Source organism: Lysinibacillus sp. EB106-09-02-XG168, assembly GCF_058791475.1.
This window is the reverse complement of record NZ_JBYTDN010000003.1, coordinates 4,069,662-4,087,226: the sequence shown is the minus strand read 5'-3', so window position 1 is coordinate 4,087,226 and position 17,565 is coordinate 4,069,662. Positions and strand designations below refer to the sequence as shown.

Annotated in this window: 18 protein-coding genes; 6 read left to right on the top strand and 12 right to left on the bottom strand. The window is 40.2% G+C overall.

Features of this window, described 5'->3' with window-relative positions; genetic code table 11:
• Window positions 1–70: 70 nt before the first annotated feature.
• Window positions 71–1,042 (bottom strand): peptidylprolyl isomerase, encoded by a 972-nt coding sequence (locus AC3WSO_RS20725; protein WP_492533347.1) that lies wholly within the window; start codon window positions 1,040–1,042, stop codon window positions 71–73.
• 144 nt (window positions 1,043–1,186) lie between these two features.
• Here AC3WSO_RS20725 and AC3WSO_RS20720 point away from each other — a divergent pair, with 144 nt between their 5' ends.
• A complete protein-coding gene (locus tag AC3WSO_RS20720; RefSeq protein ID WP_079563330.1) occupies window positions 1,187–1,300 on the top strand; it encodes a YjcZ family sporulation protein in 114 nt (37 codons plus the stop codon).
• 170 nt (window positions 1,301–1,470) lie between these two features.
• On the opposite strand, the gene AC3WSO_RS20715 is transcribed toward AC3WSO_RS20720, so the two are convergent.
• From AC3WSO_RS20715 to AC3WSO_RS20690, 6 genes are all read right to left on the bottom strand, one after another.
• Window positions 1,471–1,656, bottom strand: a complete 186-nt coding sequence (locus AC3WSO_RS20715; RefSeq protein WP_079563331.1) for a hypothetical protein — start codon at window positions 1,654–1,656, stop codon at window positions 1,471–1,473.
• 70 nt (window positions 1,657–1,726) lie between these two features.
• Entirely contained in the window at window positions 1,727–2,272 is a 546-nt protein-coding gene (locus AC3WSO_RS20710) for a DUF3267 domain-containing protein (RefSeq protein ID WP_492533346.1), read from the bottom strand.
• A gap of 175 nt (window positions 2,273–2,447) precedes the next feature.
• Window positions 2,448–3,008, bottom strand: coding sequence for an HTH-type transcriptional regulator Hpr (locus AC3WSO_RS20705; RefSeq protein ID WP_079563333.1), 561 nt, complete (start codon window positions 3,006–3,008; stop codon window positions 2,448–2,450).
• 156 nt (window positions 3,009–3,164) lie between these two features.
• Window positions 3,165–3,560 carry a YtxH domain-containing protein gene (locus AC3WSO_RS20700; protein ID WP_476427380.1) on the bottom strand — a complete coding sequence of 132 codons (396 nt, stop codon included), beginning with the start codon at window positions 3,558–3,560 and terminating at the stop codon, window positions 3,165–3,167.
• A 159-nt stretch (window positions 3,561–3,719) separates the two neighbouring features.
• Window positions 3,720–4,250 carry a tryptophan transporter gene (locus AC3WSO_RS20695; RefSeq protein ID WP_492533345.1) on the bottom strand — a complete coding sequence of 177 codons (531 nt, stop codon included), beginning with the start codon at window positions 4,248–4,250 and terminating at the stop codon, window positions 3,720–3,722.
• 140 nt (window positions 4,251–4,390) lie between these two features.
• The gene (locus tag AC3WSO_RS20690) at window positions 4,391–4,807 is read right to left on the bottom strand and encodes an HIT family protein (protein ID WP_492533343.1); all 417 of its coding nucleotides are present in this window, start codon (window positions 4,805–4,807) and stop codon (window positions 4,391–4,393) included.
• 104 nt (window positions 4,808–4,911) lie between these two features.
• On the opposite strand from AC3WSO_RS20690, the gene AC3WSO_RS20685 reads away from it, so the two are divergent.
• A complete protein-coding gene (locus AC3WSO_RS20685) occupies window positions 4,912–5,661 on the top strand; it encodes an ABC transporter ATP-binding protein (protein ID WP_427492773.1) in 750 nt (249 codons plus the stop codon).
• Window positions 5,645–6,829, top strand: a complete 1,185-nt coding sequence (locus AC3WSO_RS20680; protein WP_492533342.1) for an ABC transporter permease — start codon at window positions 5,645–5,647, stop codon at window positions 6,827–6,829. Before AC3WSO_RS20685 ends, AC3WSO_RS20680 begins: the two co-directional genes overlap by 17 nt.
• Window positions 6,830–6,859: 30 nt before the next feature.
• On the opposite strand, the gene AC3WSO_RS20675 is transcribed toward AC3WSO_RS20680, so the two are convergent.
• The 3 genes from AC3WSO_RS20675 to AC3WSO_RS20665 form a co-directional block, all read right to left on the bottom strand.
• Window positions 6,860–7,114 carry a hypothetical protein gene (locus tag AC3WSO_RS20675; protein WP_492533341.1) on the bottom strand — a complete coding sequence of 85 codons (255 nt, stop codon included), beginning with the start codon at window positions 7,112–7,114 and terminating at the stop codon, window positions 6,860–6,862.
• A gap of 215 nt (window positions 7,115–7,329) precedes the next feature.
• A complete protein-coding gene (locus tag AC3WSO_RS20670) occupies window positions 7,330–8,490 on the bottom strand; it encodes an amidohydrolase (RefSeq protein WP_492533340.1) in 1,161 nt (386 codons plus the stop codon).
• Window positions 8,491–8,786: 296 nt separating this feature from the next.
• A complete protein-coding gene (locus AC3WSO_RS20665) occupies window positions 8,787–9,305 on the bottom strand; it encodes an antibiotic biosynthesis monooxygenase family protein (RefSeq protein ID WP_492533338.1) in 519 nt (172 codons plus the stop codon).
• Between the two features lie 327 nt (window positions 9,306–9,632).
• Here AC3WSO_RS20665 and hemE point away from each other — a divergent pair, with 327 nt between their 5' ends.
• From hemE to hemY, 3 genes are all read left to right on the top strand, one after another.
• A complete protein-coding gene (gene hemE / locus AC3WSO_RS20660) occupies window positions 9,633–10,682 on the top strand; it encodes a uroporphyrinogen decarboxylase (RefSeq protein ID WP_197140451.1) in 1,050 nt (349 codons plus the stop codon).
• Window positions 10,683–10,845: 163 nt separating this feature from the next.
• Window positions 10,846–11,766, top strand: a complete 921-nt coding sequence (gene hemH / locus AC3WSO_RS20655) for a ferrochelatase (RefSeq protein ID WP_492533337.1) — start codon at window positions 10,846–10,848, stop codon at window positions 11,764–11,766.
• Window positions 11,767–11,780: 14 nt separating this feature from the next.
• Window positions 11,781–13,205 (top strand): protoporphyrinogen oxidase, encoded by a 1,425-nt coding sequence (gene hemY, locus AC3WSO_RS20650; RefSeq protein ID WP_492533336.1) that lies wholly within the window; start codon window positions 11,781–11,783, stop codon window positions 13,203–13,205.
• Window positions 13,206–13,434: 229 nt separating this feature from the next.
• On the opposite strand, the gene AC3WSO_RS20645 is transcribed toward hemY, so the two are convergent.
• Window positions 13,435–16,257, bottom strand: a complete 2,823-nt coding sequence (locus AC3WSO_RS20645) for a beta strand repeat-containing protein (RefSeq protein WP_492533335.1) — start codon at window positions 16,255–16,257, stop codon at window positions 13,435–13,437.
• Between the two features lie 145 nt (window positions 16,258–16,402).
• Window positions 16,403–17,488, bottom strand: coding sequence for a glycosyltransferase family 2 protein (locus tag AC3WSO_RS20640; RefSeq protein WP_492533334.1), 1,086 nt, complete (start codon window positions 17,486–17,488; stop codon window positions 16,403–16,405).
• Between the last annotated feature and the right edge of the window lie 77 nt (window positions 17,489–17,565).

The following is a 17,565-nucleotide window of genomic DNA, read 5'->3' as shown; positions in this document are numbered from 1 at the left end:
TTTGTATAAAAAGGGTTACGCCTGTATCGGCGTAACCCTTTTTCATATAGTAAAGTAACAACTAGTAAGATTATTTTTCAGAATCTTTTTCTTTGTCGTCTTTACTTTCTTTTTTAGCTTTTTCTTCAGCTTTTTTAGCTGCTTCTTCAGCAGCTTTAGCTTGCTCCTCACTTGTTGTAGTAAGGGCTTCAATAGCAGATTTTAATTCTTTATCAGATGTTTTTACATCAGCATCTTTTGCCAATTTTGCAACGACATCTTTAAGAATTTGTTTATCTTCACCTGATTGCTGTAATTTATCTAGCATTTGTGTGCGGATGTTTTTTTCTTCATCTTTGAATGAGCCAACACCTTTTACATCACGCTTTTCCGTAACTTCAATAACGTGGAAACCATAGCTTGTTTGAACTGGTTCACTTAATGTTTTTAAAGGGAGGGCATAAGCAGCGTCATTAAATTCTTTTACCATTGCACCAACAGAGAACCAACCTAGCTCTCCACCCTTTTGAGCAGAGCCAGTATCAGTTGAGTATTCTTTAGCTACATCTGCAAATTTAGCGCCGCCTTTAATTTTGGCAATCACTTCTTTAGCTGTTTTCTCATCTGCTACTAAAATATGGCGAGCATTTAACTCGGTTTTCATTTGCTCATAATGTTTTTTTACATCTTCTTCTTTAAACGCTTTATCTTCTAGAGCCTTATCTGAAAGAAGCTCAAGACGTAAAGCTTCTTTATAGCCTTCCTCAGTTAAACCGCTCTGAGCAAGCGCATCGGCAAAGCTATCACCAAATTGTGAAGCAGTTGCGTCATAGGCCTCTTTGATTTCTTTATCTGATACTTTGTATTTATCAGATAATACTTTTTCAGTTATCATCTGTTGAATTATAGAAGAGCCTGCCAAAGTTTTTGATGTTTTGTTAAAGTCAGCAACTGTAATGTCGCCTACTTTCGAAGTTGCAATTGTTTTGTTGTCGTCTCCGCTACAAGCACCAAGTGCTAATACCGAAGCAGCTAATGTTAAAGATAAAACTGTCTTTTTCATAGTGGATATTCTCTCCTTATATGGTTTCGTCCCATTTTTTACTATAACATAAACGTTTTAAAAACAAAATGGTTCCCCCTTGAGTATAGCCTATATTTCAGATTTACAAGCGCATAGGATATAGAAAAGAAAGGGGGTGAAGTTATGGGCAGCGGAGGATACGGTGGCGGCGGTGGCTACGGCTCAGGCTCTGGCTTTGCTTTATTAGTTGTGTTATTTATTTTATTAATTATTGTTGGTGCAGCGTTCCTATACTAATTAATAAAAATGACGAAAAGCTAAGGGTTTAATATCCTTAGCTTTTTTTACAATGTAAAGGCATTCGCGCAGCCCGCTTGAAGTTACGTTCCGTTGATCAGATCGCGTGGTCACATAATGTGTTCAATTTACCTATGAACGTTGACTGGCGCTTCTCACTTTCTTTTTAACTATACTGCATATAAAACTTCAATATAAAATGAGACAAGTAAAATTGTAATAAGTATATTTATAGTTCGGAATACTTTTGGTTGGTTTTCTTCGGGAATTTCACGTCGCATGCACAGCGCATAAGTCATGCGGTTTATTTGAAATAAATAGAATACCGAGAATAGAACTACAATCATTAACAGCAAGTCTATTCCTCCCCTCTTTCAATATTAATAGCATAACAAAAAACGTTCATAAAACACAAGTACAAGCAATTTAGTGAATAGTAGGTGGCACTAAAATTTCATAGCCTTTAGGCGTCTCCTCAATCTGGGAGTCTTTAGGTGAATTCAATAAATATTTTACATATAGAATATCTATTACACATAGACTACAGTGGTAAGCTAAAAGTAATGTACCATAATGGGTATACGCAGGGAATAGTAGTGTACCCAATAAAATGCTTGTATTTAGTACAACAAATGGTGTAAGTAAAGCTAAAATATAACGGTTTTTCGATAAAGGTTCACGTATACGCATGTGAAGAACAGGAATAACATAAAATTGGGTACGCATACGTAATTTTAAATGTTGGCGTAAATCATATAATGCTAGAAAGTGTAAACATTTATGAATTGGGTAGATTGCAAAAATAGCAATAACAAAAAGCCAAAACAAACGATCGGTATAGTGCTCATCATTAAATAAATTAAATGTCACATAGGAAAGCGAAAAGACAGTAAAAAAAACAAGTACAGACATGATCATAATACGCGTTGTTCCGTAATGATGTTCCAGATTTAATATTTTCCAACAATGCATGATTATCAACTCCGTAATATGAATGGTCTATTTAATTTAAATTGATTTATATTAGAATGCAAGAAAAAGGAGGTATCTCAGAAATATTTCTGAAATACCTCTTTAATTATAAGCTTTTACGACCATTAGGTTTAGATTACGAACAACTAACGCTAAAAGCCTAATAGTTTCACTTTCATCCTTTTACAGTTGAACGTTCTTCGATCGTGTCAAAGGATTCACGGAAATGCTGGAAGGAACGCTCAAAAATGTCGATGAAGTCCTCTCCATATATATTGCGAATAACAGCCATAACATCTAAAAATTCTGGGAAGCGACCGTATAAGTCTTTTAAAGCTAATGAACCTTCTAACACAGAATGATACGTATTATGATAATTGCTATTCATTTCAACAATAAGTTCTGTACCTGCTTCTGTTAACTCAACATACGTATTACGCTTGTCGTCATCACGCTTTGAAAACTTAAGGAATCCACGCTCTTCTAATTTTTTTGAAAAATTAAATGCAGTGGAAACGTGCATTACCCCAAATTTCGCCACATCAGAAATTGAAGCCCCTTTTAAATGATACGAAATCCATAAAATATGATGTTCATTAATATTTAAATCGTAGGGTTTAATCCATTGCTGCCAATCTTTTTCAACTGCTTTCCATAAGGCTTTTGATATTTGCGCAATTCTTTGACTATAAAGCATCGCTTCTTTTTGAGTGTACAATTCCTCTGACAAAGCCATCACCTACTGCTTTCTTTAACATTTTAAAAATATTATAGCAATAAAGGAAAAAAGTTTAAAGTTAGAAAAATTAAAAAATTGAAAAGTGGTTTAAAAATAACATTTTACCAATATAAACTAATAAAAATATATAGTTTTTATTAGTTGTAAAGGACTTTAGTCGCTAACTTTTTCTTGCGGTTTTTTCTTTTTTTCTGTAAATTGTGCAACGTTTTTCTCGATTTCGCTTATTGAATTCTGTAATGCTTCTATTTCTTGTTGTAAGTTATTTTTTGAAGGTTCTATTTCTTCGGTGAATGTAGTAATAGTTTGTTTTAAATCATTTATTATTAGTGGTATATTATTTTTTATTTCATTAGTAAGCGAATGAACAGATTGTTTCACTGTGCCTGCTTGCTGTTTTACATCTAAAAGTTTGTCCTTTGTGCTTTCAGCATTTGCTCGCAAATTAGCACGTAATTGTTGCCCTGATTGAGGAGTTGAAAGAAGTACAGCGATTGTACCACCGACGATCCCAGCTCCAAGTCCAAATAAAAATGGTTTTGCTTTCATATCGATTACCTCATTCCTGTAATTATCATGTGTTACCTACTATTAAACCATGAAATGCACATATACAAAAATAAAAAAGAAACTAAACGAGTGATTTTGAATCCCGGTTTAGTTTCTTTGGAAGATAAAGGTGTGTTCTCTAATTGTATGCACCTTTTATTAAATTGAAATAGCTGTTTGGAATTTAGAGCGTTTCACTAATTTTGCAACTATAGGATAAATAATTGCAAAAGCAATGACATTAAATGCTACAGCAGGTAATACAACCCCTACAAACAGTACAGCGAATGTTGCACCAACATTTGCGTTGAATACAAAAAGTGCTACTGCTAAAAAGACAGTTCCAGATAAAATTGTTCCTATGCCAACTAAGCTAGCAGATACTATAAAGTTGCTTGCCAATTTTTTTAGCACAATTAAGATCGCTAAAAAGACAAAACCCGTTACTGCTTTATCGATAATGTTTGGAACAAGACCAGCTGGAAACGTTGTAAATAAACCTGACAGTACACCAGTTGCTAAAGAAAGTAAGAACGTTTCTTTAACAGTAGGGAACAAGAAAATGCCGATAAACATCATTGTTAACATGAAATCAGGCTTCATGCCGTTTACCATACCTGGTGTGACCACATAAAGTGTAGCACCAACACCGACTAAAAGGGCCATTAATACTAAATTCTTTGTATTCATTTCTAATCTCTCCTCGACTATGCTAATCTTTTTTGTCTCCTAACGTGTCCTCATGACCGTTAGCGAAACTTAATTGTGAGTGTACGATATAAATCTTTAAATTGCAATAAGAAATTCTGACAATTCGAGTGAGTCAGAATTTACTTAAGGTTAGCTTTAATGCTTTCCGCAACGTCAGATAATTGCTCTGGGGTATATTTTTGTGTTTGCCAATTTAAGCCCAAGCCTTCTTTTTCATCGTAACGAGGAATAAAATGTAAGTGGTAGTGGAAAACAGTTTGTCCAGCTGCAGCACCATTATTATTAATCGTATTAAGTCCAATTGGGTTAAAAGCAGCTTTTATAGCATTCGCAATTCTGGGTGCAGCTGCATATAAATTACGAGCTACTTCCTCAGGCATCTCAAATAGGTCCTTACAGTGATGCTTTGGAATTAATAGGGTATGCCCCTTCGCTACAGGTGAAATGTCAGTAAATGCATAGACATGTTCATCTTCATAAATTTTAGTACTTGGGATGGATCCATCAATGATTTTGCAAAATAGGCAATCGCTCATTCGAAAATTCCTCCTTATTTTATATGTACATACATTCTATCATACTCATAACTGTATCATTTGCTAATTTTTGATAAAATATAAACGAGAAGAGGAGTGATGGCATGACGGTATTAGAGGTACAACATGTGACAGGTGGTTATACAAGAAAGCCGGTTATTAAAGATTTATCATTTTCGATTGAAAAAGGGGAGCTTGTTGGCTTAATTGGCTTAAATGGAGCTGGTAAAAGTACAACGATTAAGCATATCATCGGAACGATGCTTCCAAAAGAAGGAGACATACGTTTAAATGGTGTGACGTTAAAGGAAAATACGGACAAGTATCGTACAGCATTTTCTTATATCCCTGAAACACCTGTGTTATATGATGAGCTAACATTACGTGAACATTTAGAATTAACGGCTATGGCTTATGGTCTAGATGAAGCAACACTTGCAGCTCGTTCACAATTATTATTAAAGGAATTTCGAATGGAAAAACGATTGAATTGGTTCCCGTCGCATTTCTCAAAGGGGATGCGTCAAAAGGTTATGATTATGTGCGCCTTTTTAGTTAATCCAAGTCTTTACATTATTGATGAACCTTTTGTGGGACTCGATCCGCTGGGGATTCAATCCTTGCTTGATCAGATGGATGAAAAGAAAAAAGAAGGCGCTTCTATCTTAATGTCTACGCACATTTTATCAACCGCTGAAAAACATTGTGACCGTATCATTTTATTGCATGAAGGACGCGTGCGAGCACAAGGATCAATGGAGGATTTACGTAAGGCATTTGCGATGCCACATGCGACATTGGATGATTTATATATTGCAATGACAAAGGAGCGCGACCATGAAGAACTTGCGTGATGTATGGTCCTCTCGCTTTATGCACTATATAGGTGAAGTGCAAAAATATATGCGATTTATTTTTACGGGGCATATAGCGATTGTACTAGTATTTCTTATTGGAGCAGGGGGCTATCAATATAGTGAATGGCTGAAAATTGTACAGCCTGATTTTCCAGCAGAGGTTTTAATTGCAGTGGCAGTGGGGATTTTACTAGCATTTAGTCGTCCAACTTCCCTATTGAGAGAGCCAGACCAAGTGTATTTATTACCTTTAGAATCGAAAATGTCACAGTATTTTAAAAAGGCGTTAGCGTGGACGTTTTGGTCACAGGTTTGGATTGTGGCAATTGTTTATATTGTAAGCATCCCTTTACTAAAGGCTGTTACTGAATTAACAACATCTGAAATTTGGTCAGTATTTCTACTTATTATTATATTGAAGTATTTGAGCGTTCAAGGTGAATTTAGCTATCGTTATAGTGAACGTGGTCAAATGATTTGGGTGGACAGGCTCATTCGAGCTGTTATTTTTGGTGTTACTGTGTACATGGCGCTTCAAATGCTGCTTATTTTAGCAATTGTTGCTGCTGCAGTTGGATGTGTGTATATTGTAATATTTAGAAAAAAATGTGCAGGTGAGCCTATTCCGTACGAGCATTTTGTAAAGCTGGAACAAAATCGCATGATGAGTTTCTATCGCTTTGCTAATTATTTCACGGACGTTCCACATTTACGAGGTAGTATCCGTCGTCGTGGTTGGCTTGATTGGCTTTATAAATTTGTGGCATACAAGAAAGACAATGCCCAAAAGTACTTAGTGTTTCGTACATTCGTCCGAACAGATGATCATTTTTATTTATGGCTCCGATTAACAGTAATTTCAGCTGTTATTGCAGCCTTTGTAGATATCCCAGTTGTTACATGGGTTATCGCAGGTGCATTGAGCTTCGCTACAACTATTCAATTAAAATCAGCTTTATTATCAAGCGGTGAATTTCGTATGGACATGCTTTATCCTTTACCGGATGAAGCACGTAAGGTAGCAGTCAATCAAATTGTTCGTCTTGCAATGATAACGCAAGCAATTCTAGTGGGTCTATGTGGTATCACACAGCCAATGTTTTATGTTACTTTTATAATCATTTTGGTTGTTAGTGAATTGACTTCTAAAGCCTCAAAATCTTGAATTTAGTTAATTTTAGCTTATCGCCAAAGGTTAGAGGCGTTTTGTTAAAACGTATGCCATGGGAATAAGTTGATCTTCATTACGACTAGGGGGGATTAGCGATATAGAGGAACGAAGGCTAAAAGCATCACGTCCTGTGATAACACCTTCGTGACCAACATCGTGTTGTTGTTGCTGCCGCTTCGCTTTCGCACAGTCCAAAACCTTTTGCTGTCGCTGCGCTTTCGCACAAACAAAACCCTCTGCTGACGCTTCGTTAGCACCACGCTTTCGCGCAAAAAACATCTGTTGACCCGAGACCCTGCAGCGAAGCGGCTCATCGGACGCCACCAGGAAAGAGCCTGGCCAGAGCGGAAATCAACCAACGTCATGGTGTTCAGCAAATTATAAAAGCTCATTTTTCCAATAATAGAATTGGAGAAATGAGCTTATTTTGTTAAAGATAGTTGTAAGTGGTGGAGTGCTTACTTTTGCTTCGAGCTCACCAGTGCATTTGTCTACTATTCTACTAATTGATAATCTAGTGCTGCTGATACTAATACCTTTGCAGCAATGAGCATCCCTTTTTCATCTATATCGAATTTAGGATGATGATGTGGTGCATATTTAGCTGGGCGGGCTCCCGTGAAGAAGAATGTACCTGGCTTTTCTTCTAAGTAATAAGCGAAATCTTCAGCCCCCATAGTTGCTTCAATCTCTGTAACATCGCAAATATCTTGAGCGATATTACGCACAAAGAGTGTTTCCTTCTCATGATTTACAACCGCAGGGTAGCCATGACGATAATTCAGTTCTATTGTACAATCATGGGCAATTTCTGTACCTTGGATAACCCGTTTAAATTCACGTTCCATCGTTTCACGAACATCTTTATTAAACGTTCGAATTGTGCCATTTAAGTAGGCTGTATCGGCAATAATATTGTCGGCATTAGATGCCACGAATGAACCAACCGACAAAACAGCCGATTCGGTTGGGGCAACACGACGTGCGACAAGCTGTTGTAAATTTATAACAAGCTGAGAGCCAATAACAATCGCATCCTTTGTTTGGTCCGGATGAGCGCCATGACCGCCTTGACCTTGAATTTTTATTTCAAAACTATCAACAGCGGCCATCGTCGGTCCTACGCGGTAGCCAATTATTCCTGTTGGATGGTTAGAAGATAGATGCGTACCAAAAATAGCATCAACGCCATCCAAGGCCCCAGCCTGTACCATCCCAATTGCTCCACCTGGATCAACCTCTTCTGCATGTTGATGAATTAGTACATATTCTCCTACTAACTCATCGCGCATTTCCCACAATAGCTTACCGATAATTAACAAAGTAGCTGTATGACCATCATGCCCGCAAGCATGCATAACACCAGACACAGTTGATTTGTATGGTACATCTTTTTCATCTTGTATAGGAAGAGCATCAAAGTCTGCCCGTAAGGCAATCGTTTTGCCAGGCTTGCTTCCCTTAATCCGCGCAATTAAACCGTGACCACTGACGTTAGCTTCAACCGGTACACCGAGTTTCTTATAATATTGAATAATATAATTAGCGGTTTCTTGCTCCTGAAAGCTTAATTCCGGGTGCATATGCAGATGACGGCGAATTGCCACCATTTTATCAAAATGAGCATCGATTTTTTCAAGTAGATGTTGGTTCATAGTAAACCTCCTTAAACGGATTATCCTAGATTTTTATTAATAACATAATAGTTTTACAAACTGGATAAATAGGGGTAAACGTTTCTCATAAAGAATATCGAAAAAGTAATGAATACCCGCGCTTCCGGTGGAAATCCCTGTGGAAGAGTAGAGAATACCCGCGCTTCCGGGTGAGATACCCGCGAAGAACAGAAAATACCCGCGCTTCGGGGTGAGATACCCGCGGAAGAACAGAAAATATCCGCGCTTCCAGGGCAAATACCTGCGGAAGAGCAGCAAACACTCGCTCCCCTCAACTAATCTTCGTTGTCTTCTTTTGGAGCGGCACTATAGGTTGTGACATAGGAAGCTGCTGAGAAAATGTTTTGTTGATTCACGCCTGTTGGTTCTTTGCGTTCAGCATGTGCTGATGCAAAGGCCTTTGAGCTTTTCCATGCTTCGAATGAATGAGGACCGTTCCATTGTGACATGACAATGTATGTTTCACTATTTAATGGACGAAGTAGTCGAAATGCTACAAAGCCTGGTTCGTCTTCTATAGCACGTGCTCGATTTAAAAAGCGATGTTCAAAAACTGGTCGACCTTCATCTGTCACAGGAATATTGTTGAAAACAAAGAAGCCTCGTTCTTCTAAAGCGTTTATTGAATCTAGCACTTCAAACTTACGAGGTGTGGCAAATATAGATTTTCTATTGGTTTCATGTATAAGCACAGAGTTTCCCTCTCCGTGTATTAAAATCAACGCCTCGTTTGGATGTTTATTCTTTAACAGCTCTAAAAAATCACCTGTACCAGAAGTTAAATAAATATACATAACTATTGCCCTCCTTATGAATGTTCTTCTTTTAAAAGGAATGAATTGTGCTTGTACACCGCACTACTTAGACCCACTATTATCTACGTGAAAGCAACTAGTACGCTAAGGCGGAAATGATAACATAGCGTGATTATCTCCATTTAAATGGAAGTATATAGCTTTGTCAAAAAAGAAACCCTATAGAAAGAACAATTTTATGACATTTCCCTATGAAAACTATACAATAATAGAGGAAGCGTTTACTATTGAAAACGGATATCAATAATAATGAAATAAATCAGAGAATTTTACTATATGAATTTGATTGAGGGGAAGGAACTATTCATGACAACTTTTAATGATACTCTTCTACGTGCTGCACGGGGAGAAAGAACGGAACATACACCAGTGTGGTATATGCGACAAGCAGGACGCTCTCAGCCAGAATATCGTGCGATTAAAGAAAAGTATTCTTTAGAGGAAATTACACTTCAACCTGAGCTTTGTGCATATGTAACGCGATTACCAGTAGAAAATTACAATGTTGATGCAGCGATTTTATACAAAGACATAGTAACACCACTCCCTGGTATTGGAGTAGATGTAAAAATCAAAGCAGGCGTAGGTCCTGTAATTTCAAATCCTATTCGCTCAATCGCTGATATAGAAAAACTAGGCGAATTTAATGCGAAAGAACATACACCATACGTTTTAGAAACGATCAAAATGTTATCAGAGGAACAACTGAATGTACCTCTTATCGGCTTTGCAGGTGCACCATTTACTCTCGCAAGCTATATGATTGAAGGGGGTCCTTCAAGAAACTATAATAAAACAAAGTCATTTATGGTATCAGAGCCTCAAGCTTGGTTTGCATTAATGGATAAATTAGCTGACATGATTATTTCTGATATTTCAGCCCAAGTAGAAGCGGGAGCAAAAGCTATCCAAATATTTGACTCTTGGGTTGGTGCTTTAAATGTTGAAGACTATCGTGTGTTCATTAAACCAATTATGACACGTATTTTTGCAGAGCTGCAAAAAGAGAATGTGCCACTTATTCAGTTTGGTGTCGGTGCAAGTCATTTAGCGAAAGAATGGAATGATTTACCGATCGATGTTGTTGGCTTAGATTGGCGTTTACCAATTAGAGAAGCTCGTGCAAACGGTATAACTAAGCCAGTACAAGGGAATTTAGATCCATCACTATTACTTGCTGATTGGTCAATTATTGAAAAACGCACGAAAGATATTATCGATCAAGGCTTAGAAATGCCAGGGCACATCTTTAACTTAGGTCATGGTGTATTCCCAGAGGTAGATCCAGAAGTGTTAAAACGTTTAACAGCTCTTATTCATGAGTATAGTGCTCAACAAATTCAAGCACGCTCTTAATATAGATATGAACAAGATATTAACTTTCATATTTCTTTTCTATGAATGATCTCGATTTCATCGTAGAAAGGGTGCTGTCCAACCTAATGAATTGGACAGCTTCTTTTTGTCACATACTGTACGATAAAGATATATTTAACTATTATTTAGAGGTGAAAAGGTAATGAAAGAAGTTAAAGGCTTATTAGTTATGGCATACGGAACACCCTATAAAGAAGAAGACATCGAACCTTACTATACGCATATTCGCCATGGTCGCAAACCATCAGAAGAGCATTTAGAAGATTTACGCGGCCGTTATGAGGCAATCGGTGGTTTATCACCACTTGCTGCTGCTACAAAGGCGCAGGCTGAAGCTTTATGTGCACGTTTAAATAAAGTGCAGAATGATGTGGAATATAAATTATTTATTGGTTTAAAGCATATCCACCCATTCATTGAAGATGCGGTAGAAGGAATGATAGCAGAGGGTATTAAAGAAGCGATTTCTATCGTATTAGCTCCTCACTTCTCAACGTTCTCTATTAAGTCATATAATGGTCGTGCAGCAGAAACAGCTGGAGATCGATTAACAATTACTTCTGTTGAATCTTGGTATGATGAACCTAAATTCATTGAGTATTGGAAAAACAAAGTGAATGAAACATTTAATGCAATGTCTGATGAAGAACGTGAAAAAGCATGTCTAATCGTGTCTGCGCATTCACTTCCAGAGAAAATTAAAGAGTTGGGCGATCCATATGAAGATCAATTAATTGAGACGGCTCGACTAATTAAAGAAGCAACGGGTGTCAATAATGTAGAAGTTGGCTGGCAATCAGCAGGACAAACACCTGAGCCATGGATTGGTCCAGATGTTCAGGACTTAACACGTGAGCTTTACGAGCAAAAGGGCTTCCGTTCATTCGTTTATACGCCGGTTGGCTTTGTAACAGAACATTTAGAAGTTTTATATGACAACGATTATGAATGTAAAGTTGTTTGTGATGAACTTGGCGCGAAATATTATCGTCCAGCCATGCCAAATACACACCCATTATTTATTGATGCAATGGTTGATGCCATTCATAAAAAATTAAGCTAAGCGAAAAGAAAGTGATGATGTTGGTGACTCAGAAAAGACGAAAGGTAGTTGTTGTAGGCGGTGGCATTACTGGCCTCACAGCTGCGTTCTATTTGCAAAAAGAAGCAAGCGCAAAAGATTTGCCGTTAGATATCGTACTTGTCGAGTCGTCATTACGTCTTGGCGGAAAAATACAAACCCTGAGAAAAGATGGCTTTATTATCGAGCGCGGGCCAGAATCTTTTTTTGATCGTGAGAACTATGTATATGCTTTGGCAAAGGATTTAGGCATTGAACAGGAAATGATTACAAGCAATACAGGGCCGACTTACATTGCTGTTGGTAGTCAATTGTATCCAATCCCTAGTAATCTTTTGTCTGGGGCAACACCACATGTTTCGTCATTTATTACATCAGGTTTGTTTTCACTTAGCGGGAAAGTTCGTGCAGCGGGGGATTTTTTCATCCCGCGCTCTGCACAGGATGATGACCAACCATTAGGGCAATTTTTTAGAAGAAGATTCGGTGCTGAAATTGTAGAAAATTTAGTAGAGCCATTACTTGCTGGAACGTTTGCTGGTGATATTGAGCAGTTAAGTATGCGTTCAACATTTCCGCAGCTCTATGGATTAGAGCAAAAACATCGTAGCTTACTTATTGGTATGAAAAAGTCTGGTACAAATTTTTTAAATAACGATCTTACTACGAAAGATAAGGGCATTTTTCAATCATTTAATAATGGTCTTGAGACACTTATCGAAAAACTTGAAGAATCACTACTACCTGGTACAGTTATGAAGGGTGTTAAAGTCGAGGAAATTGAGCATGGTAAGGATGGTACTGTCCAAGTTGTGTTAAACAATTTTACACAATTAAAAGCAGATGCTGTTATTATTGCTACACCTTTTAATGTAGCAAGAAAAATGTTCAGCAAACACCAGTTATTAAATGAATTGAGTACGATGAAGGCGGCAACTATTGCTACTGTGACAATGGCATTTAAAAAAGAACAGTTAGGTGATCTAGATGCGTTATCATTTTATGTTTCTCGAAATAGTGATTTTTCAATAACTTCTTGTACTTGGATTAATCGAAAGTGGCCTGGCACAACACCAGATGATTACGTGCTGTTACGTAGTTATATTGGCCGAGTGGGCGATGAGGCAATTGTAGCGTTATCCGATACTGAAATTGAAAAGACCGTTTTGCAGGATTTAATGAAAACAATTGGCGTAGATGGAGAACCGTTAATGACTGTAGTTTCCCGCTGGAAAAATGCCATGCCACAATATACCGTAGGACATGAAGCGAAGATAGAGCGAGTAAAACAAGAATTACGTGAACATTTTCCCGCTGTAAAGCTCTCGGGGAGTTCCTTCGAAGGAATATCAATACCTGAGTGCGTTGAGCAAGGTAAAAATGTTGCTGATGAAGTACTAACGGAAATGTTTGTGGATTAAATAGTTATTAGAAGTAGTACAAACTTGAACGATGTTTGTACTACTTTTTTATTGCTTTTAAGAGATTCCGCGATACATTATTTGTAAAGTATGAAATATGAGCGTTTAAAAGTAAAAATTGCACAAGTTACATACATCGAAATAGAAAACTGGGAAAGTAAGCTTCTACTTTCCCAGTAAAGATCTTATGAAAATGTTGCTGTTCGATCAGTAAAAATTTTTGTTATAACTATGAAATTCGGTGACATGACCATACAATACCGCCAGAGTTAGCTCCTCCAAGAGTAAGCCCTATCGTTAGACCGCTAGCATTGTAGAATAAATCAATTGTATCACCTGCATTTAACTCTACTTCTCCAGCCAAAGTTACTGTTCCATTACCAAGAACAGCGCGCAAAGTTAACACCACAGGTATTGCTACGTTTAATACAGGGAATAACCCACTTATTAAATTTGTTGATGCGTTTCTGCGAATTGCAAATGACGGATTGACAGTAGGACCTAAACTTAGAGTAAGTGCTGCAGTTGTAGAGTAGTTGATTGTAGCCTCAAAAGCATATCTTCCAGTTGTTGGGACTGTGAAAATACCAGTCGTTGGATTGAATGCTGGTGTTGTGAAATATGGAGATGCAACACTCCAGTTAGTTATTGTAGTAGAAGCACTTACTGTTATAGCATTATTAAATGCTGAGAAACCTTCTGTAAATGCTGGTCCAGTAAAGCCAGTCAAACCAGTAGCCCCAGTAAAGCCAGTAGCGCCAGTAGCGCCAGTAGCCCCGGTAGCCCCGGTAGCTCCAGCAGAACCCGCAGCCCCGGTAGCGCCAGTAGGCCCAGTGTCACCAGTAGAGCCAGTAACGCCAGTAGCGCCAGTCACACCAGTAGCTCCAGCAGAACCCGTAGCCCCGGTAGCCCCAGTAGGTCCAGTGTCACCAGTAGAGCCAGTAACGCCAGTAGAGCCAGTAACCCCGGTAGCGCCAGTAGCTCCAGCAGAACCCGTAGCCCCAGTAGGTCCAGTGTCACCAGTAGGCCCAGTAACGCCAGTCACACCAGTAGAACCGGTAGCGCCAGTAGGCCCGGTAGCGCCAGTAGGCCCAGTGTCACCAGTAGAGCCAGTAACGCCAGTAGAGCCGGTAGCCCCAGTAGCGCCAGTAGCTCCAGCAGAACCCGCAGCCCCGGTAGCGCCAGTAGGTCCAGTGTCACCAGTAGAGCCAGTCACCCCAGTAGAGCCAGTAACCCCAGTAGAGCCAGTAACCCCGGTAGCTCCAGCAGAACCAGTAGCACCAGTAGGCCCAGTGTCACCAGTAGCCCCAGTAACGCCAGTAGAGCCAGTCACCCCAGTAGAGCCGGTAACGCCAGTAGAGCCAGTAGCTCCAGCAGAACCAGTAGCCCCAGTAACGCCAGTAGAGCCAGTAACGCCAGTAGAGCCAGTCACACCAGTAGAGCCGGTAACCCCGGTAGCTCCGGTAGCCCCGGTAGCGCCAGCAGAACCCGCAGCCCCAGTAGAGCCGGTAGCGCCAGTAGAGCCAGTAGCCCCAGTCGTTCCTGTAGAACCAGTAGAGCCAGTAACGCCAGTAGAGCCAGTCACACCAGTAGAGCCGGTAACCCCGGTAGCTCCGGTAGCGCCAGCAGAACCCGCAGCCCCAGTAGAGCCGGTAGCGCCAGTAACGCCAGTAGCCCCAGTAGCCCCAGTAGAACCGGTAACGCCAGTAGAGCCAGTCGTTCCTGTAGAACCAGTAGAGCCAGTCACACCCGCAGCCCCAGTAACGCCAGTAGCGCCAGTAGAGCCAGTAGGCCCAGTGTCACCAGTAGAGCCAGTAACGCCAGTAGCCCCAGTCACACCAGTAGAGCCAGTAACCCCGGTAGCGCCAGTAGAGCCAGTAACGCCAGTAGAGCCAGTCGTTCCTGTAGAACCAGTAGAGCCAGTCACACCCGCAGCCCCAGTGTCACCAGTAGAGCCGGTAGCGCCAGTAGAGCCAGCAGAACCCGCAGCCCCAGTAGAGCCGGTAACCCCAGTAGAGCCGGTAGCCCCAGTAGAGCCAGTAGAGCCAGTAACGCCAGTCACACCAGTAGCCCCGGTAGCCCCGGTAGCGCCAGTAGGCCCAGTAGAACCCGAAGCCCCGGTAGCGCCAGTAGTTCCAGTAACGCCAGTCACACCAGTAGTCCCGGTAGCCCCAGTAGGCCCAGTAGAGCCAGTAACGCCAGTAGCCCCAGTCACACCAGTAGAGCCGGTAACCCCGGTAGCTCCGGTAGCGCCAGCAGAACCCGCAGCCCCAGTAGAGCCGGTAGCGCCAGTAACGCCAGTAACGCCAGTAACGCCAGTAACGCCAGTAACGCCAGTAACGCCAGTAACGCCAGTAGAGCCAGTAACCCCAGTAACCCCAGTCACACCAGTAGCCCCGGTAGTCCCGGTAGCCCCGGTAGCCCCGGTAGCCCCGGTAGCCCCGGTAGCCCCGGTAACCCCAGTAGGCCCAGTGTCACCAGTAGAGCCAGTAACGCCAGTAGAGCCGGTAGCCCCAGTAGCCCCAGTAGCCCCAGTAGCCCCAGTAGCGCCAGTAGCGCCAGTAACGCCAGTAGAGCCAGTAACCCCAGTAACCCCAGTAACGCCAGTAACGCCAGTAACGCCAGTAACGCCAGTCACACCAGTAGCCCCAGTAGAACCCGAAGTCCCGGTAGCGCCAGTAGCGCCAGTAGCGCCAGTAGAGCCAGTAGAGCCAGTAGCGCCAGTAGCGCCAGTAGCGCCAGTAGCGCCAGTAAAGCCGGTAGCGCCAGTAACGCCAGTAGCCCCAGTAGAGCCAGTAACCCCGGTAGCGCCAGTAGTTCCAGTAACGCCAGAAGCCCCGGTAGCGCCAGTAGAGCCAGTAGCGCCAGTAACACCAGTAGTTCCAGTAACGCCAGTAGCCCCGGTAGCCCCGGTAGCGCCAGTGGCTCCCGTAGGACCAGTTATTCCACGTTTAATAGGAATAACAGGACAGCTTGGAGCACAAGGATTACAACAACACGGGAATGTATTACATTTACTGCAAATTCTATTATTAAATTTTCCAAAATGCATTGTTTCACCTCCTCTCTCAAATATCGTATTCATAGAGGGAAAAGATGAAATAGACAGTTAACTACTTGGTTTATCAAAAATATCAATAGCTTTAAAAGTATTTTCTAAACACTGTTCACTAACAACCCATTACTATAATAGATATTTAGGTTGTTTCATTTTCCTTAATTAAAATGCGGTCAAAATATTTTTTATTGTGCAGTATTTTTTCTTCATTTGGTAAGTAGGTTCTTGCTAATTCATTATGTGCGTTGGCGAGTTCATATTGTTGTAACCGATCAAAGAGGACACAAAGTTGTAAGTGGGGTAACCAGGTTGTAAAGGTTTTATTTTGAAAAGGAGTGTTAGGTTTTTGCTTGATGACAAGCGCTTGTTCATACCAAAATATTGCTTCATAATTTTTGGCTTGTTCCATAAAGTGAAAGCCAAGTCTACAACACGCTTCCGGGCGTGGAATATCATATTCAAAGCTTCTTAAAATGGAACTCAAATTATTTTCTTTATCATTTAAATGAGAGTAACAATCTGCTAATTTAAAACAGGCTCGGATATTATCTTCTACCCAGCCCAATTTAGAAGCTAAAAACGTTTCATAGTAAAATAGTGCATCCTCAAATTGTTCATGATCTAGTAATTCATTTGCATAATAAAATGTATCTCGTGGAGAGAGAGGTTCTCCTGATTCAACTAATTGCTTATAGATGTTAATATTCCGATTATGATCATGACTAAGTGGTAAATGGCTGACAGCGATATCACTATCCAAAAGATTCCCGCCGACTTCTAAATATTCATGGACAGCACCTATCCATTGGAACTGTTTATCTCTTCTGACTAAACGATATCTTCTTAATAGAGAACTTACATTTCCTTCAAGATCAAAGCTTAAATGATAATTCATCGAAACGGCATCTATATCAGGGCTTAAGGATTCTTTTAGTGCTTTAAATTTTTCTTGATCTTCCTCTAATAATACGTCGTCTGCATCAAGCCAAAAAATGTACTCCTTTGTTGCTTGCTGAAAGGAAAAATTTCTTGCAGCTGCAAAATGCTGAATCCATTCGAAATCATAAATACGATCTGTGAATTGTTTAACGATTTGCTTTGTATTGTCGGTAGAGCCTGTATCGATGATATTAATCTCGTCGACTAACCCTTTTACAGATGCTAAACATCTACCGATGACATCTTCTTCATTTTTCACTATCATACATAAGCTAATGGACACCATAAAGTGGATTCCTCCTTACCGTAATCTATGTAGTATATGAGCTACAATATTTTTTGGTTAGGATAAATGCTCGTAGA